This is a genomic window from Streptomyces sp. NPDC001406, assembly GCF_042895285.1.
Classification (GTDB): domain Bacteria; phylum Actinomycetota; class Actinomycetes; order Streptomycetales; family Streptomycetaceae; genus Streptomyces.
The window spans coordinates 175,788-197,251 of the sequence record NZ_JBIAWG010000015.1; the positions used below are offsets into that span (position 1 = coordinate 175,788).

General features: G+C 71.7%; 22 protein-coding genes and 1 pseudogene. 6 read left to right on the forward strand and 17 right to left on the reverse strand.

Annotation, left to right across the window (positions count from 1 at the left end):
- Positions 1-6: 6 nt before the first annotated feature.
- From ACFY1J_RS33235 to ACFY1J_RS33245, 3 genes and pseudogenes are all read right to left on the reverse strand, one after another.
- Positions 7-102: pseudogene (locus ACFY1J_RS33235) on the reverse strand (GNAT family N-acetyltransferase); the annotation flags it as partial.
- A gap of 45 nt (positions 103-147) precedes the next feature.
- Positions 148-987, reverse strand: a complete 840-nt coding sequence (locus tag ACFY1J_RS33240) for a polysaccharide deacetylase family protein (protein WP_390732495.1) — start codon at positions 985-987, stop codon at positions 148-150.
- Positions 984-1,916 (reverse strand): polysaccharide deacetylase family protein, encoded by a 933-nt coding sequence (locus ACFY1J_RS33245; protein ID WP_390710188.1) that lies wholly within the window; start codon positions 1,914-1,916, stop codon positions 984-986. The genes ACFY1J_RS33240 and ACFY1J_RS33245 overlap by 4 nt, the downstream gene beginning before the upstream one ends.
- Here ACFY1J_RS33245 and ACFY1J_RS33250 point away from each other — a divergent pair.
- Positions 1,899-3,188, forward strand: coding sequence for a methyltransferase domain-containing protein (locus tag ACFY1J_RS33250; protein ID WP_390710189.1), 1,290 nt, complete (start codon positions 1,899-1,901; stop codon positions 3,186-3,188). The two genes, ACFY1J_RS33245 and ACFY1J_RS33250, sit on opposite strands and share 18 nt — an antisense overlap.
- A gap of 12 nt (positions 3,189-3,200) precedes the next feature.
- Here the strand turns inward: ACFY1J_RS33250 and ACFY1J_RS33255 are convergent, their stop codons facing one another.
- The 5 genes from ACFY1J_RS33255 to ACFY1J_RS33275 form a co-directional block, all read right to left on the reverse strand.
- On the reverse strand, positions 3,201-4,526 hold the full coding sequence (locus tag ACFY1J_RS33255) for an RNA polymerase sigma factor (RefSeq protein WP_390710190.1): 1,326 nt from the start codon (positions 4,524-4,526) through the stop codon (positions 3,201-3,203).
- A gap of 43 nt (positions 4,527-4,569) precedes the next feature.
- Positions 4,570-4,926: a YciI family protein gene (locus ACFY1J_RS33260; RefSeq protein ID WP_263211691.1), complete on the reverse strand. Its 357-nt coding sequence runs from the start codon at positions 4,924-4,926 to the stop codon at positions 4,570-4,572.
- 153 nt (positions 4,927-5,079) lie between these two features.
- Entirely contained in the window at positions 5,080-6,135 is a 1,056-nt protein-coding gene (locus ACFY1J_RS33265) for an LCP family protein (protein ID WP_390732496.1), read from the reverse strand.
- 115 nt (positions 6,136-6,250) lie between these two features.
- Positions 6,251-7,618, reverse strand: a complete 1,368-nt coding sequence (locus ACFY1J_RS33270; RefSeq protein WP_390732497.1) for an endo-1,4-beta-xylanase — start codon at positions 7,616-7,618, stop codon at positions 6,251-6,253.
- Positions 7,619-7,730: 112 nt separating this feature from the next.
- On the reverse strand, positions 7,731-8,759 hold the full coding sequence (locus ACFY1J_RS33275) for a LacI family DNA-binding transcriptional regulator (protein ID WP_390710193.1): 1,029 nt from the start codon (positions 8,757-8,759) through the stop codon (positions 7,731-7,733).
- 107 nt (positions 8,760-8,866) lie between these two features.
- Here ACFY1J_RS33275 and ACFY1J_RS33280 point away from each other — a divergent pair, with 107 nt between their 5' ends.
- The 4 genes from ACFY1J_RS33280 to ACFY1J_RS33295 are packed head-to-tail and all read left to right on the forward strand — an operon-like array spanning position 8,867 to position 14,294.
- Complete coding sequence (locus ACFY1J_RS33280; protein WP_390710194.1) at positions 8,867-10,195, forward strand: ABC transporter substrate-binding protein; 1,329 nt, start codon at positions 8,867-8,869, stop codon at positions 10,193-10,195.
- A complete protein-coding gene (locus ACFY1J_RS33285) occupies positions 10,192-11,058 on the forward strand; it encodes a carbohydrate ABC transporter permease (RefSeq protein ID WP_390710195.1) in 867 nt (288 codons plus the stop codon). Before ACFY1J_RS33280 ends, ACFY1J_RS33285 begins: the two co-directional genes overlap by 4 nt.
- 4 nt (positions 11,059-11,062) lie before the next feature.
- Positions 11,063-11,962, forward strand: coding sequence for a carbohydrate ABC transporter permease (locus ACFY1J_RS33290; RefSeq protein ID WP_390732498.1), 900 nt, complete (start codon positions 11,063-11,065; stop codon positions 11,960-11,962).
- Positions 11,963-11,987: 25 nt separating this feature from the next.
- Positions 11,988-14,294, forward strand: coding sequence for a glycoside hydrolase family 3 N-terminal domain-containing protein (locus ACFY1J_RS33295; protein WP_390732499.1), 2,307 nt, complete (start codon positions 11,988-11,990; stop codon positions 14,292-14,294).
- 12 nt (positions 14,295-14,306) lie between these two features.
- Here the strand turns inward: ACFY1J_RS33295 and ACFY1J_RS33300 are convergent, their stop codons facing one another.
- Genes ACFY1J_RS33300 through tsaB form a run of 5 tightly spaced genes read right to left on the reverse strand, consistent with a single transcriptional unit; the run spans position 14,307 to position 17,290 of the window.
- Positions 14,307-14,747 carry a hypothetical protein gene (locus tag ACFY1J_RS33300; RefSeq protein WP_390732500.1) on the reverse strand — a complete coding sequence of 147 codons (441 nt, stop codon included), beginning with the start codon at positions 14,745-14,747 and terminating at the stop codon, positions 14,307-14,309.
- Between the two features lie 9 nt (positions 14,748-14,756).
- Complete coding sequence (locus ACFY1J_RS33305) at positions 14,757-15,014, reverse strand: hypothetical protein (protein WP_390732501.1); 258 nt, start codon at positions 15,012-15,014, stop codon at positions 14,757-14,759.
- Entirely contained in the window at positions 15,011-16,114 is a 1,104-nt protein-coding gene (gene tsaD / locus ACFY1J_RS33310) for a tRNA (adenosine(37)-N6)-threonylcarbamoyltransferase complex transferase subunit TsaD (protein WP_390710200.1), read from the reverse strand. Before tsaD ends, ACFY1J_RS33305 begins: the two co-directional genes overlap by 4 nt.
- Positions 16,107-16,637, reverse strand: coding sequence for a ribosomal protein S18-alanine N-acetyltransferase (rimI, locus tag ACFY1J_RS33315; RefSeq protein WP_390710201.1), 531 nt, complete (start codon positions 16,635-16,637; stop codon positions 16,107-16,109). Before rimI ends, tsaD begins: the two co-directional genes overlap by 8 nt.
- Positions 16,634-17,290 (reverse strand): tRNA (adenosine(37)-N6)-threonylcarbamoyltransferase complex dimerization subunit type 1 TsaB, encoded by a 657-nt coding sequence (gene tsaB / locus ACFY1J_RS33320; protein ID WP_390710202.1) that lies wholly within the window; start codon positions 17,288-17,290, stop codon positions 16,634-16,636. The genes rimI and tsaB overlap by 4 nt, the downstream gene beginning before the upstream one ends.
- Positions 17,291-17,403: 113 nt before the next feature.
- On the opposite strand from tsaB, the gene ACFY1J_RS33325 reads away from it, so the two are divergent.
- Positions 17,404-17,961, forward strand: a complete 558-nt coding sequence (locus tag ACFY1J_RS33325) for a hypothetical protein (RefSeq protein ID WP_390710203.1) — start codon at positions 17,404-17,406, stop codon at positions 17,959-17,961.
- Positions 17,962-17,988: 27 nt separating this feature from the next.
- Here the strand turns inward: ACFY1J_RS33325 and ACFY1J_RS33330 are convergent, their stop codons facing one another.
- From ACFY1J_RS33330 to alr, 4 genes are all read right to left on the reverse strand, one after another.
- The gene (locus ACFY1J_RS33330) at positions 17,989-18,156 is read right to left on the reverse strand and encodes a hypothetical protein (RefSeq protein ID WP_390710204.1); all 168 of its coding nucleotides are present in this window, start codon (positions 18,154-18,156) and stop codon (positions 17,989-17,991) included.
- A 177-nt stretch (positions 18,157-18,333) separates the two neighbouring features.
- Positions 18,334-18,849, reverse strand: coding sequence for a tRNA (adenosine(37)-N6)-threonylcarbamoyltransferase complex ATPase subunit type 1 TsaE (tsaE, locus tag ACFY1J_RS33335; protein ID WP_363293675.1), 516 nt, complete (start codon positions 18,847-18,849; stop codon positions 18,334-18,336).
- Positions 18,812-20,065: an alpha/beta fold hydrolase gene (locus ACFY1J_RS33340; RefSeq protein ID WP_390732502.1), complete on the reverse strand. Its 1,254-nt coding sequence runs from the start codon at positions 20,063-20,065 to the stop codon at positions 18,812-18,814. The genes tsaE and ACFY1J_RS33340 overlap by 38 nt, the downstream gene beginning before the upstream one ends.
- A 165-nt stretch (positions 20,066-20,230) precedes the next feature.
- A complete protein-coding gene (gene alr, locus ACFY1J_RS33345) occupies positions 20,231-21,418 on the reverse strand; it encodes an alanine racemase (RefSeq protein WP_390710206.1) in 1,188 nt (395 codons plus the stop codon).
- Positions 21,419-21,464: the final 46 nt, after the last annotated feature.

The following is a 21,464-nucleotide window of genomic DNA, read 5'->3' on the forward strand; positions in this document are numbered from 1 at the left end:
GTGCAGCTGCGGCGCGAGACCGTCGCGCAGTCGCTGCCGTACCCGGTGCTCGTCGTACCGGCCCAGCCGTTCGAGATCGGCGCGCAGCACCGAGGCACGCAACTCCGCCGCGGGCTCGGCGTCTGCCGACGAGGCGCCAGCGGCGCCTCACAGGTAGTCCTCCAGGCGGCCCACCGTCAGGCCGCGGGACTGGGCGCGGCGCAGTAGGCGGGCCGTGCGGTCGCAGAGGGTGGGGGGCGTGGTGTCGTCCGGGGCCACGTTGACGATGTCGCCCGGGCGGAGGTGTTCGGGGCCGTGGGTGTACGTGATGCCGTCGGCGGTCGTCTCGGCACGCCAGAGGACCACCGCCGAGACACCGCAGTCCTCGGCCGCGCGCAGGGTCGTCCTGTCGTAGGCGCCGTGGGGTGGGCGGAAGAGGCGGGGGCGGTGGCCGAAGCGGGACTTGAGCTTGTCCTGCTGGCCGCAGATCTCGGCGCGCTGGCCGGCGTACGACAGCCCGCGCAGCGAGGTGCGGCCGAGGGTGTGGTTCTGGACGCCGGCGCCCGCCGACTGGAGCCGGGCGAGCCGGGCGTACCCCGGTCCGGCGGCGCGGTCGGTGAGGAACACATTGACCGGGAGCCGCAGTTCACGGACCATGTCGGCGAACCGGGAGTCCTTCTCGGCACCGTCGCCGTAGGTGAGGAAGACGACCCGGTCGCGGGTGCGGACGCGGTCCACCACCGGGGGCAGGGACCGGCCCGTCGTGTGCCGCCCCACGGGACGCACCGTGGGCGGCGGGGCCGGGGAGAGCGGCGATCCCAGGCCCCAGCGACGGTACGCCTGCTCCCCGTCCGGGCCGTGCGGCCGTACCCGCGCGGCCGCCTTCTTGCCCAGCCGTTCGATGGGGTCGACCGACTGGGCGCAGCCGCTCGCGGGAAGCAGGACGGCCGAGGCGAGCACGGCCGCCGTCAGTGCCCGGCACCGCCGCCGCCCCCTCGGCCGCTTCACAGGTAGTCCTCCAGGCGTGCCACCGCGTACCCCTCACGGGTGACCTTGTTCAGGAACCGGCGCATGTCGTCGACCATCGTGCCGTCCCAGTCGTCACGGCCCCGGAAGTGGGTGAGCACGATGTCACCGGGGTGCAGGCTCTTGTCGTCCTCGCGGTACTCCCAGTGGTCGACGAAGACCTCCTCGTCCCAGATCGGCGCGTACTTGATGCCGCAGGACTTGGCGGCGCGCAGGGTGTCGCCGTTGTAGTTGCCGTAGGGCGGGCGGAAGACGGTGGGGGTCTTGCCGAACCACTTCTCCATCACGCCCTGCATGCCGCAGATCTCGTTCTTCTGCTCCTCGTAGGACAGACCCGGCAGATAGGGGTGGTGGAGGGTGTGGTTGTTGAGGGTGACGCCCTCGGCCTGCATCTGCCGGAAGTACGCGTAGTCGTCCTTGATCAGGTAGTTGCTGAGGAAGGCGGTGTACGGGACCTTCAGGTCGCTCATCATGCGCAGGAACGCCGGGTCCTTCTCGGCGCCGTCGTCGATGGTGAGGAAGACGACCTTCTGCTTGGTGGGGATCGTGGTGAAGACCGGCGGCAGCTTCTCCTCCTCCTGGCCGTCGACCTCGAAGCCCGCGCGAGCGGTGATCCGCGGTTTGTGGGCCGGGGGCGGCGGAGGCATCAGGGGGACCTGGTCCAGGTCCCAGTGCCGCGCGGCGGCCGCGAGGGCGGCGCGGTCGGCCTTCAGCCGGGTGGCGTAGGAGTCCAGGGCGCGTGCGGGGGGTGCCTGAAGCCTCTGCTGGCCCGGGGCGGGACGTACACCGGCGTCCGGGCCCGACCCCGAACAGCCGGAGACGCCGGCGGCGACGGCGAGCGCGGCGACGCCCGCACGGAGACCAGCCCTCTTCAGGGCCCTATTTTTGTCATTTTGTACGACTGCTCGCATGGTGCCGGATCCTCGCAGGCCCCGGCCCCGAACCGGGGCAGGCACCGCCGCCGGAGGCGCACCATCCACCGACTGGCCCACAATGACCCGGTGAACGACCTCCTCCCCTTCCGCTCCCTGCTCACCCCCGAGGGCCGTGCCCTCCTCGACGAGGTCCGCGGCACGGCCCCCGCCGACGAACTCGCCGTCGCCACCCGGCTGCGCCGCGAGCACCCGGCGGACCTGGTGTCGGCGGCCCTCGGCCAGGCCCGGCTGCGGCAGCGGGCGGCGGCGAAGTTCGGGGCCGAGGACGCCGAGCGGATGTTCTTCACGCCCAACGGGGTCGAGCAGTCCACGCGGACGAGCGTGGCGGCGTACCGGGCGGGACGCCTCCGCGAACTGGGGGTGACCTCCGTCGCCGACCTGTGCTGCGGCATCGGCGGCGACGCGCTCGCCCTCGCGCGCGCCGGGATCCGGGTGCTCGCGGTGGACCGGGATCCGCTGACGGCGGAGGTCGCGCGGGCGAACGCCGAGGCGCTGGGGCTGGGCGAGCTGATCGAGGTGCGCGAGGCGGACGTGACAAAGGTGGACACGTCCTCCTACGACGCCGTCTTCGTCGACCCGGCACGGCGGGGCGGACGGGGCCGGATCTTCGATCCCGAGGCGTACTCCCCGCCGCTCTCGTGGGCGGTGGGCGCGGCCTCGGCGGCCCGGGTCGCCGCGCTGAAGATCGCCCCCGGCATCCCCCACGAGACGGTCCCGGCCGGCGCCGAGGCCGAGTGGATCTCCGACGGCGGGGACGTGAAGGAGGCGGTGCTGTGGTTCGGGGCCGGGATCCGGCCGGGCGCCGTGCGGGCCACGCTGCTGCCGGGGCCGCGCTCGCTGCTCGGGCGGGGGCTGCCGGATCCCCGAGTGCGGCCCGTGGGGCGGTACCTGTACGAGCCGGACGGGGCCGTCATCCGAGCACATCTGGTCGCCGAGGTGGCCGAGTCGGTCGGCGGCGGGCTCGTCGACGAGACCATCGCGTACGTCACGGCGGACGAGCTGCGGCCGACGCCGTTCGCGTCCGCCTACGAGATCACCGATCAACTCCACTTCAACGTGAAGAAGTTGAAGGCGCTGCTGCGGGAGCGCGAGGTCGGCACGCTGACCGTGAAGAAGCGCGGGTCGGCCGTGGAACCCGAGGAGTTGCGGCGGAAGGTGAAGCCCCGGGGGCCCAACTCGGCGACGGTGTTCCTCACACGCGTCGCGGGCGCCCCGACGATGCTGCTCGGGGCGCCCGCGAACGGCTGAGCACCGTGTCGGTCATGGCTGCCGGTCGAGCTCCCTCACCCGCGCGGCCAGCAGCTCCCGCTCCCGCGCGTTGCGGGTGAGCTCGGCGGCCCGCGCGAGCTCGGCGCGCGCCTCCGCCGTACGCCCGAGGCGGGCCAGCAGGTCGCCGCGGACGCTGGGCAGCAGGTGGTAGTCGCGCAGCGCGGGTTCGGCGGCGAGGGCGTCGATGATCACCAGGGCCGGGCCCGGGCCCTCGGCCATGGACACGGCGACCGCGCGGTTGAGTTCGACGACCGGGGACGGGGCGCGGGCGGCGAGCAGGCCGTAGAGGGTCGCGATGGTCGTCCAGTCGGTCTCCTCGTAGGAGTACGCGTGCGCGTGGCAGGCGGCGATCGCGGCCTGGAGGGCGTACGGGCCGGGTGCGCCGGATGGAAGTCCCCCCTGCTCGAGCGAAGCCGAGAGCTTGGGGGACGTGGCGTCCGCGCGGGCGAGGGCCTTGATGCCGCGGGCGATGAGCATGCGGTTCCAGCGGCGGCGGTTCTGGTCCCTGAGGAGGACCGGTGCGCCGTCGGGGCCGGTGCGGGCGGCGGCGCGGGACGCCTGGAACTCCAGCAGCGAGGTCAGGGCGTGGACCTCCGGTTCCTTCGGCATGAGGGAGGACAGGACACGGGCCAGGCGCAGGGCGTCCTCGCACAGGGCGGGGCGCAGCCAGTCGTCCCCGGCCGTGGCCGCGTACCCCTCGTTGAAAATCAGATAGATGACGTCGAGCACGGAGCCGAGACGGGCCTCGCGGTCGGGCCCGTACGGAACCTCGAAAGCGACGTTCTTCGTGGCCAGCGTGCGCTTCGCGCGCACGATCCGCTGCGCGACGGTCGGCTCGGGCACGAGGAAGGCGCGGGCGATCTCGGGCGTCGTCAGGCCGCCCAGCAGACGCAGGGTGAGGGCGATCCGGGCCTCGGCGGACAGCACCGGGTGGCAGGTGGTGAAGACCAGACGGAGCAGGTCGTCGTCGATGTCCGCCGGGTCGGCGGGTTCGTGCGGCGGGGCGGTGGTCTCCAGGTCCCGGCCGATCTCGGCCAGCTTGCGGGCATAGCGCTCGCGGCGCCGCACCAGGTCCACGGCACGGTGCCGTGCGGTGGCCATGAGCCAGGCACCGGGGTTGTCGGGCACACCGTCCCCGGGCCACTGCTCCAGGGCAGCGACCAGGGCATCCTGCGCGAGCTCCTCCGCGATACCGACATCGCGGACGATACGGGTCACGCCGGCGATGACGCGCGGGTACTCCAGCCGGAAGACGGTCTCGATCGCCCGGGAGGCGGGGGGCTGCTCGGGAGGCTGCTCGGTGGGCTGCTGTTCCACAGCCCACCATGCAACACCGTCGGCGGCCGTACGCCAAGAAATGTCAGCCCTCGGCGATCTCGCGGACCTCGCAGGTCACCGTCCAGTGCGCCTCGTGCACCTTCAGGAACCGCTTGGCCCACTCCAGGGCCTCGGCCTTGTCCTTGCACTGCATGAGCGCGTAGCCGCCGATGACTTCCTTGGACTCGGTGAACGGCCCGTCGGTGACGGAGAGCTCGCCGCCCTCCCAGCGCACGCGGGTGCCCTGGGCGGAGGGGGTCAGCCCGGCGGTGTCGAGCATGACGCCGGCCTTGGTGATCTCCTCGATCAGCTCGCCCATCCGCTGCATCAGCTCGGGGCTGGGGCCGTCAGCGGGGGCGGTGGACTCGTCGATCCGCACGAGCGACAGATAGCGGGGCATGGTGGCTCCTCAAGTCCGATCGGCGGGGCCTCTCCCCGCCTCTCACCCATGCGTCGAACGGGAGACACCCGAATCGACACGCACCCCGAAATTCTCCGAAGATTTTTTCCACGTCCCGGCTTCCTCGGGAGTTTCCGCAGGTCGTAGGGCGATTCAGTCCGCCCGCAAGGAGTCCCACAGTTCACTCGCCGCCGGTTCCTTCGCCACCACGCGGTTGGGGTCGGACGGGGCCGTGACCACCGGCATCGTCAGCGTTCTCACGTGGTCGGAGGACAGCCCCTTCAGGCTCTGGCCGAGGCGCGTCAGTTCCTTCAGGGAGTCGAGGCCGGTGTCCATGGTCAGGCTGGAGGTCACCGCGTCGGCGACCCGGTACAGCTTGGCCGGGTCGGTGAGCAGGTCGGTGGCCGCCATCTGCTCCAGCAGGGCCTTCACCAGCTTCTGCTGGAGGCCTATCCGGCCGAGGTCACTGCCGTCGCCTATGCCGTGCCGGGTGCGGGCGAGCGCCAGTGCCTGCTTGCCGTTCAGATGGTGGGTGCCCGCCGCGAGGTGCAGATGGCTCTTGTCGTCGTCGATGTCCTCGTCGGTGGTGACCGTGACTCCGCCCAGGGCGTTCACCAGCTTCGCGAAGCCCGAGAAGTCGATCTCGATGTAGTGGTCCATGCGGACGTCCGTGATCGACTCGACCGTCTTGACCGCGCACACCGGGCCGCCCACCGAATAGGCGCTGTTGAACATGGCGTTGTAGGCCTGCGCCGTGGAGCCTCCGGAGGACAGGGGGCAGGACGGGCGCGTGACCAGCGTGTCGCGCGGGATGCTGACGACGGTGGCCTCGGTGCGGCCCGCGTCGATGTGCACGACCATCGCCGTGTCGGAGCGGGCGCCCGAACTGCTGCCGCCGCCGAGCTCCTTGTTCGCCTTGCCGCTGCGTGAGTCGGAGCCCAGGACCAGGATGTTCACGGCCCCGGTGGGCAGAGGGGAGGCCGAGGCGGAGGCGGACGGGGTGACGACCGCTCGCGCCGGACGGTCGTCACCGAGGGCGCTGTTGATGTCGACGCTCTTGATGTTGTTGTTGAGGTGCCAGTAGGCCCAGCCCCCGGCGGCGATGCCGAGCACCAGCACACCCGCCAGGGTGAGACCGGCGGCCTTCAGTACCCTCGACCGCCGGCCCAACCGTCTGCGCTCGTCGCCGTTCTCGTCGTGTACGGTCACGGCAAGAACGTAAGTCCGAATTATTAGGGGACTGTTAGGTTCCGGGGCGAGAAGCCGTTTTCTTCGGAAAATCTCACGCTTCTCAGCGCCCCCTCAGCCCGGGCTCGGCCGAGGCTCAGCCCAGCGTCACCGTGGGCACCGGATTGCTGCCGCTCCACGACGCGTTGAACCCGAACGTCACCGAACCACCGTCCGGGACCGACCCGTTGTACGAGGCGTTCACGCACGAGACCGCCGCGCCGGACTGGGTGCAGGTGGCGTTCCAGGCCTGGGTGATCCGCTGGCCCGCGCCGTACGTCCAGCTCGCCTTCCAGGACGCCAGCGAGGCACCGGAGCAGGAGATCCGCACCTGCCCGGTGAACCCGGTGTTCCACTGGCTGGTCACGCTGTACGTCGCCGTGCAGGCGCCGGTCGGAGGCGGTGTGGTCGTGCCGCCGCCGAAAGCCTCCGCGATCCCGTTGTACGCCGGTTTCGGCGCGTAGTTCTCGTCGTACGGCGTCGCCGCCCCGTACCCCGGGAAGGTGCTCGGCACCCAGGAGTCGGAGTCGGTGAAGCCCCACACGGTGACATTGACGCAGCGGGTCACGGCCACGCAGGCGGCGACGACCGACTTGTAGTCGGCGGCCTGCTGGGCCAGCTTGGTGGCGTCCGAGGGCAGCGCCATGCGGACGTCCAGCTCGGTGATCGCCACGTCCACGCCCAGGTCGGCGAAGCGCTGGATGTTCTGCTGGAGCGTGGCCGGGACCTGGCCGAGGATCAGGTGCGCCTGCAGGCCCACGCCGTCGATCGGAACCCCTTGTTCCTTCAGGGACTTGACCAGGTTGTACAGGGCGGTGCTCTTCGCGTTGACGCCCTCGACGTTGTAGTCGTTGATGTACAGCTTGGCGTTCGGATCGGCGGTGTGCGCCCAGTTCAGGGCGCTGGCTATATAGCCGGAGCCGAGGCCGTTGTACCAGAGCGTCGAGCGGTAGGTGCCGTCCTCGTTGAAGGGCTCGTTGACCACGTCCCAGGCGGCGATCTTGCCCTTGTAGCGGGTCACCTCCGTGCTGATGTGGTTCTGCAGCAGGCCGTTCAGCTGGGCGGACGTCCAGCTGCCGTTGGTCAGCCAGCTCGGGTTCTGGCTGTGCCAGACCAGGGTGTGGCCGCGCACCTGCTGGTTGTGCGCCTGCGCGAAGGCGACGATCTGGTCGGCCTCGGTCCAGTTGAAGGAGCCCTGGGTCGGCTCGACCGTGCCCCATTTCATGGCGTTGCCGGGGGTGAGCGAGCCGAACTGCGCCCCGGCGAGGTCGCCATAGGTCCCGGTGAGCTTGGAGCCGGTGACCGCCGTGCCGATGACCTTGCCCTTGGCGGCGGCGAGATCGCGCAGCGGGGTGTCGGCTGCGTGCGCCGCGGGTGCGGTGAGCAGCAGTGCGAGCCCGGCCACGAGCGACGCCAGGGATAAGCCGGTCCGCAGATTTCTTCCGATTGCGAGCGTTCTTCTCATTGCGGGCGCCTCCGAAAGTTTCGGCCGTGCAACCGATTGACTGCCGAGGAGTGTCGGGGCACGCGCACCACTCGTCAATATGTCAACTTCCGGCCACCCACTTCACTGCGCTTCACTCCGCGGGCGCCGCCGTGCTGCTGCGGACCACCAGGCTCGTCGCCAGCTCGACCCGGGTCGCCGTCGAGGACTCCGCCTCGCGCCCCAGGTCGAGCACCAGCTTCGCCGCCGCCTCGGCCATCTCCATGAGCGGCTGCCGTACGGTCGTCAGCGGCGGCCCCACCCAGCGGGCCACCGGCAGATCGTCGAAGCCGACCACGCTCAGGTCCTCCGGGATGCGCAGCCCCAGCTCGCGTGCGGCCTCGTACAGCCCGAGCGCCTGCAAATCGTTGCCCGCGAAGACGGCGGTGGGCCGGTCCGGGCGGCGCAGCAGTTCGAGGCCGAGCCGGTAGCCCGCCTCGTGGTGGAAGTCGCCCGTCCTGATCAGGCCCTGGTCGACCGGAAGGCCGGCCGTCTCCAGCGCCGCCCGGTAGCCGTCGACCCGGGCGCGGCTGCACATCATCCGTGACGGTCCGCTGATGGCGCCGATGCGGGTGTGGCCGAGGTCGACGAGGTGCCGGGTGGCGGCGAGGCCGCCCTGCCAGTTGGTGGCGCCGATGGACGGCACGTCGGCGCCCGGGTCGCCGGCCGGGTCCATCACCACGAACGGGATCGATCTGCTGGTCAGCAGGGCGCGCTGGGACTCGTCGAGCCCGGACAGGACCAGGATCACCCCGTGCGGGCGGCGGGCGGCGACCTGGTCGGCCCAGGTCCGGCCGGGAGTGAGCCGCCCGGCGGACTCCGACAGCACGACGCTCAGGCCGGCGTCCCGGGCCACGTTCTCCACACCCCGGATGACCTCCATCGCCCAGGCGCTCTCCAGCTCGTGGAAGACCAGGTCGATCAGGGGCGAGCGGGAAGCCTCGGCCCGGCGGCGCCGGTAGCCGTAGGCGCGCAGCAGTTCCTCGACCCGGGTGCGGGTGGCGGGGGCGACATCGGCGCGGCCGTTGAGGACCTTCGAAACAGTCGGAGCGGACACGCCGGCCTCACGGGCGATTTCGGCGAGTGTCGCGGTCTGCGTTTCTGCGGGCTTCGGTGGCTTCATGCCCGCGATCGTATCCCTGCGCGACCCCTTGACGAAGCCTCTGTCTGGCCATACGTTCCCGGAACATTCGCTCTTCCGATCGAAACATTCGTACGAGAGGTGCTGTCATGGAGTCCCAGACGTCCAACGGCGGGCGTACTTTCAGCAGGCGCTGGATGCTCGGCGCCGGCGCCACCACGTTGCTCACCGCCGGACTCTCGGCCTGCGGCTCCTCCGGCGGATCCGGCGACGGCGGCACGCTCACCGCCTTCGTGTACGGCGACGACGCGGCGAAGGTGCAGGTCAAGGCGATCAGCCGGTTCAATGCCTCGGCGGCCGCGAAGAAGGCGAACGGCAGGATCAAGCTGGAGAAGGTGCCCGGCTCCGACTACCCGGCCAAGCTGCGCACGGCGATGGGCTCGCCCCACGCGCCCGACGTGTTCTTCAACTGGGGCGGCGGCTCGATCAAGGCGTACAAGGACGCGAACCAGCTGGTCGACCTCACCGACACCATCGGGTCCGACCCGGTCCTCAAGGACGGCTTCCTGCCCTCGGTCCTCGCGGCGGGCGGCCTCGGCGGCCGCAACTACGGCATCCCCATGCGCGGCATGCAGCCCGTGATCCTCTTCTACAACAAGTCCGTCTTCGCCGAGCAAAGGCTCCAGCCGCCCACCACGTTCGACCAGCTGCTGGACATCAACAGCAAGCTGAAGAAGGCCCGGATCACCCCCTTCGCCCTCGGCGGCGCCGACATCTGGCCCGAGCTGATGTGGCTGGAGTACCTCACCGACCGCATCGGCGGGCCCGAGGTCTTCGACAAGATCAAGAACGGCGACTCCTCCGGCTGGGGCGACCCGGCGGTGCTGAAGGCCGCCCAGACCGTGAAACAGCTCATCGACGACGGCGCCTTCGGGAAGGGCTTCAGCTCGGTGTCGTACGTCAACGGCGGCGCGCCCGCGGTCTTCGCCAAGGGCAAGGCGGCCATGCACCTGATGGGCTCCTGGGAGTACTCGACGCAGCTCGGCAAGTTCCCCGACTTCGCCAGGCAGAACCTGGGCTGGTGCGCGTTCCCGAAGGTCGAGGGCGGCGCCGGCGACATCCGCAACGTCGTCGGCAACCCCACCAACTACTGGTCCGTGAACGCCCGTACGTCCAACAAGGACGCGGCGATCGCCTTCCTGCGCGACTGCGCGTCCGAGGCGTACGCCAAGGACCTGGTCGCCAACGGCGACATCCCGACCACCTCGAACGCGGAGAAGCTGCTCGACGCCTCGCCGAACCCCGAGTTCGCCAAGTTCCAGTACCAGATGGTGCAGCAGGCCCCGGCCTTCACCCTGAGCTGGGACCAGGCCGTGGACCCGGACGTCTCGACGCCGATGCTCACCGAGATCAACAAGCTGTTCGTGGGGAAGTCCTCGCCCAGCCAGTTCGTGTCGGCGCTCCAGGGGCTGAAGTGAGCGCCAGTACCGCCACGAAGGCAGGACGCCCGCATGCCGCGTGGGCCCTCCCGGGCGTCCTGTTCTTCACCTTCTTCGCCATCGCCCCCATGGCCCTGGCCTTCTATCTGTCCTTCACCAAGTGGAACGGCCTGGGCGACCCTGAGCCGGTGGGCCTCGCCAACTGGCAGAAGCTGATCGACGACCCGCGCCTGACCCAGTCCCTGACGGTGACCGTCCTGCTGACGCTGGCGAGCTGGGCCTTCCAGACGGTCGTCTCCCTGCTGCTGGGCGTCTGGGCGGCGGGCCGGCAGCGCAACCGCGCGATCCTCTCCGCGGTCTTCTTCGTCCCGTTCCTGCTGTCCTCGACGGCGATCTCACTGCTCTTCTACGCCCTGCTCGACCCGAACTTCGGCATCATCCAGCAGGACACACTCGGCTCCACCAGCGGTGCCTTCCTCGCGATCGTCTTCGTCGGCGGCTGGCAGTTCATCCCCTTCCACACCCTGATCTACCAGGGCGGGGCACGGCAGATCCCCGACGTCCTCTACCAGGCGGCCGCGATCGACGGCGCCGGCCGCTACCGCCGGTTCTTCTCGATCACGCTCCCCCAGCTGCGCAACACGGCGACGACGTCGAGCGTGCTGATGATCGTCGGCTCGCTGACCTACTTCGAGACCGTCCTGATCCTCACCCAGGGCGGCCCCGGCACCGACACGGCGATCCTGCCGTACCTGATGTACGAGGCGGGCTTCAAGAGTTACGACTTCGGCTACGCCAGCGCCGTCGCGTCCTTCCTGGTGGTGGCGGCCACGGCGCTCTCCCTCGTCATGGTGCGGCTGACCGGCTTCGGCGCCATGCGCAGCACACGGGAAGGAATGTGACGGAGTGTCACACGATACGCTGCCCCGCCCCGTGAAGACCGGCGAGCCGCTCGCGAAGCCGGCCGCCCGGCGCCGCCGCGGGCACTGGAGCAGGCGTGCCAATCCCCTGGCCGGCCTGGGCGCGGTCATCTGGCTGGCGGTCGTGCTCGTCCCGATCTACGCGATGATCTCGGCCTCGCTCACCCGCCAGGACCAGGCCCTCGGCAACAACGCCCTGAAGCCGCCGACCGACCCGACCCTGGACAACTACAACACCGTCCTGCACAACGGCTTCGGTCACTTCCTGGCGAACACCGCGATCGTGGCGGCGGCGGTCGTGGCGATCGTCCTGGTTCTGTGCGTCCCGCTCGCCCACGTCGCCGTACGCACCCGAAATGCCTGGTCCGGCTCCGCCTTCCGGCTGTTCCTGCTGGGCGTGGCGATCCCCGCGCAGGCCGTGGTGGTCCCCCTCTACCTGATGATCGCGAAACTGGACCTCTACGACAGCCTCCTCGCGGTCGTCCTGCCGACGGCCGCCTTCGCCATGCCGGTGTCGGTGCTGATCCTCACCGGCACCCTCCGCGACATCTCGGAGGAGCTGTACGAGGCGATGGCCCTGGACGGCGCCTCGCCCACCCGCATGCTGTTCCAGCTGGTCGTCCCACTGGCCAAGGGCGGAATCAGCACGGTCGTCATCTACTCCGCCCTCCAGGCCTGGAACGGCTTCCTCTTCCCCCTGATCTTCACCCAGTCCGACGGTCCGCGGGTGCTGACCCTCGGCCTGTTCAACTACGTGAGCCAGTTCGGCGTGAACATCCCCGCCCTGCTCGCCTCGGTCGTCCTCTCCGGTATCCCCATCTTCGCCGTGTACCTGGTCGCGCGCCGCGCGCTGGTCGGCGGGCTGATGGGCGTGGGCGGCAAGTGATCACCTCTATCCCGACGGGAGTTTCATGACCACCGCTCCTTGGCGCGACCCCGCCCTGCCCGCCGCCACCCGCGTCGCCGACCTGCTCTCCCGGATGACCCTGGAGGAGAAGACCGCCCAGCTGTACGGCGTGTGGGTGGGCGCCGCCACGGACGGTGAGGGAGTCGCCCCGCTGCAGCGCGAGATGACCGCGGGCTCCGCCGACGACTGGGACTTGCTGATCACCCTCGGCCTCGGCCAGCTGACCCGCTCCTTCGGCACGGCCCCCGTGGACCCGGCGCTCGGCGCCCAGGCCCTGGCCCGCGCACAACGGCGGATCGCCGCCGCGGGCCGCTTCGGCATCCCCGCGGTCGCCCACGAGGAGTGCCTGGCGGGCTTCACCGCCTGGGGCGCGACGGCCTACCCGGTGCCGCTGGCCTGGGGTGCCACCTTCGACCCGCCGCTGGTCGAGGAGCTGGGCCGGCGGATCGGCCACGACCTGCGCTCGGTCGGCGTCCACCAGGGCCTGGCCCCGGTCCTGGACGTGGTCCGCGACCCCCGCTGGGGCCGGGTGGAGGAGACGATCGGCGAGGACCCGTACCTGGTCGGCACGATCGGCACGGCCTACGTCCGGGGCCTGGAGGCCGTCGGGATCATCGCCACGCTCAAGCACTTCGCCGGGTACGCGTCCTCGGCGGGCGCACGCAACCTGGCCCCCGTCCGGGCGGGCGTACGGGAGTTCGCGGACGTCACGCTCCCCCCGTTCGAGATGGCCCTGCGCGAGGGCGGCGCCCGCTCGGTGATGGCGGCGTACAACGAGACGGACGGCGTCCCGGCCTCCGCGGACCCGCGCCTGCTGACCGAACTCCTGCGGGAGGACTGGGGATTCACCGGCACGGTCGTCGCCGACTACTTCGGCATCGGCTTCCTGGAGACCCTGCACAGGGTGGCCGGCAGCCCGGCCGAGGCGGCGCACCGGGCGCTGGAGGCGGGCATCGACATCGAGCTGCCGACACTGAAGTGCTATGGAAAGCCGCTGGTGGCGGCCGTACGCGCCGGAACGGTCCCGGAGTCGCTGGTGGACCGCGCGGCCCGCAGGGTGCTGCTGCAGAAGTGCGAGCTGGGCCTGCTGGACGAGGACTGGCAGCCGGAACCGGCGGGCCCGATCGACCTGGACTCGACGGCGAACCGCACCCTGGCCCGCCGCCTGGCGGAGGAGTCCGTGGTCCTCCTGGACAACCCGGACGGCCTGCTCCCGCTGGCCCCCGACACACGGATCGCGGTGGTCGGCCCCCGGGCGGCGGACGCCCTCGCCATGCTGGGCTGCTACTCCTTCCCCTCCCATGTCCTCACCCACCACCCCGACGTCCCCACGGGCGTGGACATCCCCACGCTCCTCGACTCCCTGCGCACCGAACTCCCGGACGCCAAGGTGACGTTCGCGGAGGGCTGCGGAGTGTCCGACCCGGACCGGTCCGGCTTCGAGGAGGCGGTGGCACGGGCCTCGGAGGCGGACGTGTGCGTGGCGGTACTGGGCGACCGGGCCGGCCTGTTCGGCCGGGGCACGTCGGGCGAGGGCTGCGACGTGACGGACCTCCGACTCCCTGGCGCACAGGGCGATTTCCTCGACGTGCTGCTGGGCACCGGCGTCCCCGTCGTCCTGGTCCTGCTGACCGGCCGCCCGTACGCGCTGGGCCGCTGGGACGGCCGGCTGGCAGCGGTGGTCCAGGCGTTCTTCCCGGGCGAGGAGGGCGGCCCCGCGGTGGCGGGCGTCCTGTCCGGCCGGGTGAACCCCTCGGGAAGGCTGCCGGTGAGCGTGCCGCGCGCCCCCGGAGGCCAGCCGTGGACGTACCTCCAGCCCCCACTGGGCCTGGCGGGCGAGGTCAGCAACCTGGACCCGACCCCGCTGTACGCCTTCGGCCACGGCCGCTCGTACACGACGTTCGCCTGGGAGGACTTCGAGGGCACGACCCCGGAGATCGGCACGGACGGCTCGTACGCCCTCTCACTCACGGTCCGCAACACCGGCGACCGCGAGGGCACGGAGGTCGTCCAGCTGTACCTGCACGACCCGGTGGCCTCGGTGACCCGCCCCGACGTACGCCTGATCGGCTACCACCGCCTGAACCTGCCGCCCGGCGAGTCCCGCCGGCTGACCTTCCACTTCCACGCGGACCTCTCGTCCTTCACCGACCGCTCAGGCACCCGCGTGGTCGAACCGGGCACGCTGGAACTGCGGTTGGCGTCGTCCAGCGCGGAGGTACGGCACACGGCACACCTCACCCTCACCGGCCCGGTACGGCCACTCGGTCCCGACCGCCGACTGCGCTGCGAGACCCGGGAACACGCCTGACGGACGGCCGCCTCAGACCGGTCCCGGAGGGAAGCCGTAGTGCTCCCCGCCCCGGGCGAAGGCCCGCCAGGCCTCGACCCTGCCCGAGCAGTCGGGGAAGGCCTCCAGACGGAACCCGGGCTCCCAGGTCACGGCGAGGGCACCCGCCGGGCCGACCGTCACGGCAGTGACCGGCGGCCGCAGCGCGGCGAGCCCCCGGTTCAGGGTCTCGGCACGCGCGTCGTAGACCGTCGCGAACCGGTCGAACGCGTCCGGCCCGGCGCCCTTCTGCGGGTACGTCATGTCCTGCAACCCCAGGATCAGCTTCCCGCCCTGCAGAATCCGGAAGGGGCACTGGAGGTGAACCATGAGCACCTGACCCTCCGGCCCGGCGAACTCGACCACCCCCCTATCCACGGCCCGCCCGACGGACCCGACGACCGCGCCCTCCAGAAGGCGACCGACCTCATCCATTCAAGAACGCTAGTCCTCCCCCATCGACTCGAACCGCCACCGGTGCACCGGCCGGGAGGTCAAGTCGGCCGGGGGCTCGGGGAGTTCGGGGAGGTCTGCGTCGAGTGGGGCCTCCCACCACGTGATGACCAGGACCCGGTCCTCGGGAGCGCGGAAGGTTTCCCGGCGGAGTGGGGAAGCCGGGAGCTCCTGGGACCGGACCCAGGTCGCGAGGTCCTCGCCGCGGCCCTCCGTCGCCCTCGCCTCCCACATCAGTGCGACGCTCACGAGTAGAGGTTCTCCTTGCTGACGCCGACCTCGTGCACATGGGCGTGGTCGTGGGTGGTGCCCGGCACGTGCGGGTCCGTCACCGGCAGCGAGGAGTCCGCGGACAGGTCCCAGCCGGACGCCGCCCGCCCGCGCGCCACCATCTCCGCGCCCAGCGCGGCCACCATCGCGCCGTTGTCCGTGCACAGCTTGGGGCGCGGCACGCGCAGCCGGATGCCCGCCGCCTCGCAGCGCTCCTGGGCCAGGACCCGCAGCCGGGAGTTGGCGGCCACACCGCCGCCGATCATCAGGTGGTCCACGCCCTCGTCCTTGCAGGCGCGCACCGCCTTGCGGGTCAGGACGTCGACGACCGCCTCCTGGAAGGAGGCCGCCACATCGCGCACCGGCACCTCCTCGCCCGCCGCCCGCCTGGCCTCGATCCAGCGGGCCACGGCCGTCTTCAGGCCCGAGAAGGAGAAGTCGTACGCCGGGTCGCGCGGGCCCGTCAGACCGCGCGGGAAGGCGATCGCGTCCGCGTCGCCCTCGCGTGCGTAGCGGTCGATGACCGGGCCGCCCGGGAAGCCCAGGTCCAGCACGCGGGCGATCTTGTCGAAGGCCTCGCCCGCCGCGTCGTCGATGGTGGCGCCCATCGGGCGGACGTCGGAGGTGATGTCCGTGGACAGCAGCAGCGAGGAGTGGCCGCCGCTCACCAGCAGCGCCATCGTCGGCTCCGGCAGCGCGCCGTGCTCCAGCTGGTCCACGCAGATGTGGGAGGCGAGGTGATTCACGCCGTAGAGGGGCTTGCCGAGGGCGTAGGCATAGGCCTTGGCCGCCGACACACCGACCAGCAGCGCGCCCGCGAGCCCCGGACCGGCGGTCACCGCGATGCCGTCCAGGTCCCTCGCGCTGATCCCCGCGTCCTTCAGCGCCCGGTCGATGGTCGGCACCATCGCCTCCAGGTGCGCTCTGGACGCCACCTCCGGCACCACCCCGCCGAAGCGGGCGTGCTCGTCGACGCTGGAGGCGACGGCGTCCGCCAGCAGGGTGGTGCCACGGACGATGCCGACGCCGGTCTCGTCGCAGGAGGTCTCGATCCCCAGGACCAGCGGTTCGTCAGTCATTGATCTCGGTTCCTTGTACGGAGGTCGACCCGTCGGCGGAGCCGCTGTCGGATCGGGTGGTCAGTCGCATGACCAGGGCGTCGACGTTCCCCGGCTGGTAGTAGCCGCGCCTGAAGCCGATGGGCTCGAAGCCGTGGCGCTCGTAGAGCTTCTGCGCCCGGACGTTGTCGACGCGGCACTCGAGCATCACCTCGGCGCACTCGAAGGCGGTCGCCGCGCGCATCAGCTCGGTCAGCAGCAGTCCGCCGAGACCGGTGCCCTGGTGGTCACGGGCCACGGCGATGGTCTGGATGTCGCCGAGGTCGCCCTGGGCGGCCAGGCCCGCGTAGCCGACGATCCGGTCGCCCTCGACGGCGACGACATACCGCCGGCTGGCCTCCGGGCCCCGGGCGTGCGCCAGCTCGGACCAGAACATGCCGCGCGACCACGCGTCCTCGGGGAAGAGGTCCTTCTCCAGTTCGAGGACGGAATCGATGTCCCACCAGCGCATCTCGCGCAGTCGGGAGCGTACGGGCTCGGTCACTTGGGGGTGACCACCTTGTAGTTCTTGGGGACCTGGGCATCGGGGCGGCGCAGATACAGCGGCCGGGGCTCCGGCAGCTCCTCGCCCGCGGCCAGCTTCTCGGCGGCCAGCGAGGCGAGGGCGGCGGCGGAGACATGCTCGGGCTCGTGGACGTTCGGGAAGGTGTCGGGGTAGAGCAGCGCCCCCGCGCCGACGGCGGGCAGCCCCGCCACCCGGTCGGCGATGTCGGCGGGCCGGTCGACCGCCGGATTCGTGAGCCGGGTGCGCGAGTCGGCGTACTCGGCCCAGTAGACCTCCTTGCGCCGGGCGTCGGTCGCCACGACGAAGGGGCCCTTCTCGATGTCGGAGGCGTAGGCGAGGCCGTCGAGCGTGCACACACCGTGCACGGGGACGCCGAGCGCGAGCCCGAAGGTGTCTGCGGTCATCAGGCCGACGCGCAGTCCGGTGTAGGGGCCGGGTCCGATGCCGACGACGACCGCGGTGACGGCGTCCAGCTTGAGCCCGGCCTCGGTCAGCACACGGTCGACGGCCGGCAGGAGCAGCTCGCCGTGCCGGCGCGCGTCCACCTGACTGGACGAGGCGATGACGGCCTCACCGTCGTGCAGGGCGACGGTGACGGCGGGGGTGGCGGTATCCAGAGCGAGCAAGAGCACGCGAACAGCCTACGGCTCCCGCGCCGCTCGCACGGCCGCCCCGGTGACACGGTCACCGACTGCTACCGTCTGGACGAAGTACGACATATGACGCGAGGCAGAGGTGGGCGCACGTGGCAGGGACCAGCGCGGGAATCGTGGCCGGGCTCACCGCGGCGGCCGTCGGGACGGTCGGATTCCTCGCCTACCAGGCATCGGCCACCGTCCCGGCCGATCTCGGCGACAGGCCCTCGTCGAGCGCCTCGCCCGCGCCGGCGGCCACGAAGGCGCCCCGGGACACCAAGCACCCCACCGCCCTGCCCGGCGGCTCGGGCACGGGTGAACGTGTCGTGTACTCGGTGGACGACGACCGGGTGTGGCTGGTCGGCGAGAACGGCAAGGTGCGCCGCACCTTCAAGGTGACCCCGGGCAGCGTCGACCCGCTCCCGGGCTCGTACGCGGTGATGTCCCGCTCGCGTGCGGTCACCGGCACCGACGGCATCCCCGTCGAGCACGTCGTGCGCTTCACCAGCGTGGACGATGTGGTCATCGGCTTCAGCGCCGCCGTGGACCCCTCCGCCGCGGATCCCGACACGACCGTGAAGACGGGCGGCATCCGGGAGCGGCGCGCGGACGGGAACGAGATGTGGAAGTTCGCGACGATCGGCGTACGGGTCGTCGTGATCCGTTAGCCGAGGCCCTGCTGGTGCCGTACGGCGCTAAGCGGCCGCCCGCCCTTCCCGCGCCGGCTTCGGCGCGCTCGGCTCGGGCTCGCGCGGCGGCTTGGAGACCGCGTCCGCAGCCACGCACGAGGCCAGCAGATCGCGCATGGACACCCCGGCGACCGGATGAGGCGGGGGCTGCGCCCCGGGCTGAGCAGCGGACATGGACGCCTCCTGACGAGCGGGGGCGGGCGTAGTTAGGTACGCCTAACCACGGACTGGATACCATGTGAACACGCCCGGGACGTCCGACGCAATATCTTGCCGACGGCTTGTCGGAATCTCCGGGCAGGGCGTCCTTCGGATCGGGCCGCTCAGGCTGCTCAGGCCGCTCGGGGCCGCTCAGGCCGACAGCACCGAGAGGTCCACGTCCGCCCACCGCTCGCCGAGCCCGGTGAGCGTCACCTGCCGTACCTCGTCCGTGGTGTCGCCGACGGCCCGGTGGATCACCACCTGCAGCCGGTCGTCGGTCAGCTCCTCGACCTTGCCCTCGCCCCACTCCACGACGATCACCGATTCGGGCAGCGAGACATCGAGGTCCAGGTCCTCCATCTCGTCCAGGCCGCCCGCCAGCCGGTACGCGTCGACGTGGACGAGCGGCGGTCCGTCACCCAGGGACGGGTGCACCCGGGCGATCACGAAGGTCGGTGAGGTGACCGCGCCCCGCACACCGAGCCCCTCGCCGAGCCCGCGGGTGAGCGTCGTCTTGCCCGCGCCGAGCTCACCGCTGAGCATCACGAGGTCGCCCGAGCGCAGCAGCTTGGCCAGGCGACGGCCCAACTCCCGCATCTGCTCGGGAGCGTTGATGATCAGCTCGGTCTCAGCCGGGTCGTGCGGCGCTGCTGGTGCTGCTTCCATAGCCACTTACGGTAGCCCCTGCGGGCACGGCACCCGCGCGGGTCAGCAGGTCGGCGAGCCGGTCGGTGACCACTTCCGGGTGCTCCAGCATGACCAGATGCCCGGCGTCCGGGACGAGGACCAGCTCGGCGTCGGGCAGCAGATCGGCGATGACCTCGCTGTGCTCACTGGGCGTGACGAGGTCCTGGACCCCGGCCAGCACCAGGACCGGCATGTCCGCGAACCGGGCCAGGGCCTCGGTCTTGTCGTGGTCGGTGAAGGCCGGGTAGAACTCGGCGACCACGTCGATCGGCGTGGACTCGATCATCCGCTCGGCGAACCGCTCGATCGCCGGGTCGACGTCCCGGGACGCGAACGAGTACCGCTTGATGACCCCGGCGAACAGATCGGCCGTGGCCCGGCGCCCCTTCTCCACCAGCGCGGCCTGCGTGCCGAGCGCCTTCAGCACTCCGGGCAGCACCCGGCGCACCGCGTTCACACCGGCGAGCGGCAGCCCGAAGTTGACCTCGCCGAGCCGCCCGGACGACGTGCCGACCAGGGCGGTGGCCACGACCCGGTCGCGGATCAGCTCCGGGTACTGGGCGGCCAGCGCCATCACCGTCATGCCGCCCATGGAGTGGCCGACCAGCACGATCGGCCCGTCGGGCACGGCGGCGTCGATGACGGCCCTGAGGTCGCGGCCGAGCTGGTCGATGGTGACGGGCGCCTCGTCCCGGCTCTGGGCCACGCCCCGCCCGGACCGCCCGTGGCTGCGCTGGTCCCAGTGCACGGTCCGTACGACGCCGCGCAGCGCCGCCCGCTGGAAGTGCCAGGAGTCCTGGCTGAGGCAGTAGCCGTGGCTGAAGACCACGGTGACCGGGGCGGGCGCCTTGCGGCCGAAGAGCCGGCGGCGCCGGGGCGCCGGTCCGCCCTCCGGCTCGACGTCGTCGACCTCGTAGTACAGCTCGGTGCCGTCGTCCGCGATCGCCTTGCCCGGGGTGCCGCGCAGCGCGCCGTACGGCCCCGTCGAGTCCAGTGCCAGCCGGGCCTTCCTGCGCATCCCGCGGCCCACGGTCATCCGCTCGATCGCGACACCGGCGGCCGCGCCCGCGGCGAGCACACCTATCGCGGTACCGGCGATGCCGGTTGCCCTGCGCCAGCTCCCGGCCGCCCCCGTGGCGGAGGCGACGGCCGCCGCAGCGGCTTCCGCGACGGCCTCCGCACTGCTCTCGCTCACGTACCGCTCCTCTTCGCCGTACTGCAGTTCGCTGGGTGGGTGATGCGGGTGTAGCAGTTGCCGTACAGATGTTGCGGGTGTTGCAGGTGCTGCGCGGGTGCTGGGGGTGCGCACCGCTGTTACAGCTGTATCCGGTGCGGCACCGGTACCGGCCCCCCGTGCGGGTTACCCGTCCTGCCCGCCTGGTTCCTCGTTCACATAGACGCGAGGAACGCGCGTTCCGATCCGCGTGACGATTTCGTACGCGATCGTGCCCGAGGCCTGTGCCCAGTCCTCGGCGGTGGGTTCGCCGCGGTCGCCGGGCCCGAAGAGGACCGCCTCGGAGCCGACCTCGGGCTCGTCCCCGCCCAGATCGACCACGAACTGGTCCATCGCGACCCGGCCCGCGACCGTGCGCCACTTCCCGCCGACCAGGACCGGGCCGGTCCCGGAGGCGTGCCGTGGGATGCCGTCCGCGTAACCGACGGGCACCAGACCGAGGGTGGTCTCGCCCGGGGTGATGTAGTGATGCCCGTAACTGACGCCGTGACCCGCCGGAACGTGCTTCACCAGCGCCAGCGACGCCGACAGCGTCATCACCGGACGCAGGCCGAAGTCGGCAGGGGTGCCGATCTCGGGGCTGGGCGAGACGCCGTACAGGGCGATCCCGGTGCGCACGAGGTCGAAGTGGGTCTCGGGAAGGGTGAGCGTGGCCGGGGAGTTGGCGATGTGCCGCACCTCGGGGCGGACGCCCTGCTTCTCGGCGTACGCCACCATCTCCCGGAACAGGGTGAGCTGGGCGTCGATGGAGGGATGGCCCGGCTCGTCCGCGCAGGCGAAGTGGGACCACAGCCCGGTGATCCGGACGAGTCCCTCGCGCTCGGCGCGCACGGCCGCGCCGACCAGTTCGGTCCAGTCCGCGCCGGGTTGGCAGCCGTTGCGCCCGAGGCCGGTGTCGGCCTTGAGCTGCACGCGCGCGGGCGCACCGGCGGCGCGGGCCGCCTCGGTGACCTCCCGCAGGGCCCACATCCCGCTGAGGGACACGTCCACGTCCGCCTCGATGGCCTCGCGCCAGGGCCCGCCCGGGGTCCACAGCCAGCACATGACGCGCACGTGCGGCGGCAGCCCGGCCTCGGCGCGCAGCGCGAGCGCCTCCTCGGGCGTGGCCGTGCCGACCCAGGTGGCGCCCGCCTCGACGGCCGCGCGGGCACAGCGCACCGCCCCGTGGCCGTACGCGTCGGACTTGACGACGGCCATCAGGGCCGCGCCCGGCGCGAGGGCGCGCAGGGTCCGCACGTTGGCCCGCAGGGCGGCCAGGTCGATCTCGGCGCGGGCGCGCAGGGGCGCGGTCGGCGCAGGTGCTGTCTTACTCATCGCGCCCCCAGTGTCTCAGAGGCCTGTGACGGCCCCGGCTCGCAGG

Excerpts from the sequence above, each read along its gene's own strand:
- tsaE (WP_363293675.1), bottom strand. The coding sequence starts at position 18,849 with ATGGAAGCAGCACCAGCAGCGCCGCACGACCCGGCTGAGACCGAGCTG.
- alr (WP_390710206.1), bottom strand. The coding sequence starts at position 21,418 with ATGAGTAAGACAGCACCTGCGCCGACCGCGCCCCTGCGCGCCCGCGCC.
- ACFY1J_RS33330 (WP_390710204.1), bottom strand. The coding sequence starts at position 18,156 with ATGTCCGCTGCTCAGCCCGGGGCGCAGCCCCCGCCTCATCCGGTCGCC.
- ACFY1J_RS33245 (WP_390710188.1), bottom strand. The coding sequence starts at position 1,916 with ATGCGAGCAGTCGTACAAAATGACAAAAATAGGGCCCTGAAGAGGGCT.
- ACFY1J_RS33280 (WP_390710194.1), top strand. The coding sequence starts at position 8,867 with ATGGAGTCCCAGACGTCCAACGGCGGGCGTACTTTCAGCAGGCGCTGG.
- ACFY1J_RS33300 (WP_390732500.1), bottom strand. The coding sequence starts at position 14,747 with ATGGATGAGGTCGGTCGCCTTCTGGAGGGCGCGGTCGTCGGGTCCGTC.
- ACFY1J_RS33260 (WP_263211691.1), bottom strand. The coding sequence starts at position 4,926 with ATGCCCCGCTATCTGTCGCTCGTGCGGATCGACGAGTCCACCGCCCCC.
- tsaD (WP_390710200.1), bottom strand. The coding sequence starts at position 16,114 with ATGACTGACGAACCGCTGGTCCTGGGGATCGAGACCTCCTGCGACGAG.
- ACFY1J_RS33295 (WP_390732499.1), top strand. The coding sequence starts at position 11,988 with ATGACCACCGCTCCTTGGCGCGACCCCGCCCTGCCCGCCGCCACCCGC.
- ACFY1J_RS33275 (WP_390710193.1), bottom strand. The coding sequence starts at position 8,759 with ATGAAGCCACCGAAGCCCGCAGAAACGCAGACCGCGACACTCGCCGAA.
- ACFY1J_RS33270 (WP_390732497.1), bottom strand. The coding sequence starts at position 7,618 with ATGAGAAGAACGCTCGCAATCGGAAGAAATCTGCGGACCGGCTTATCC.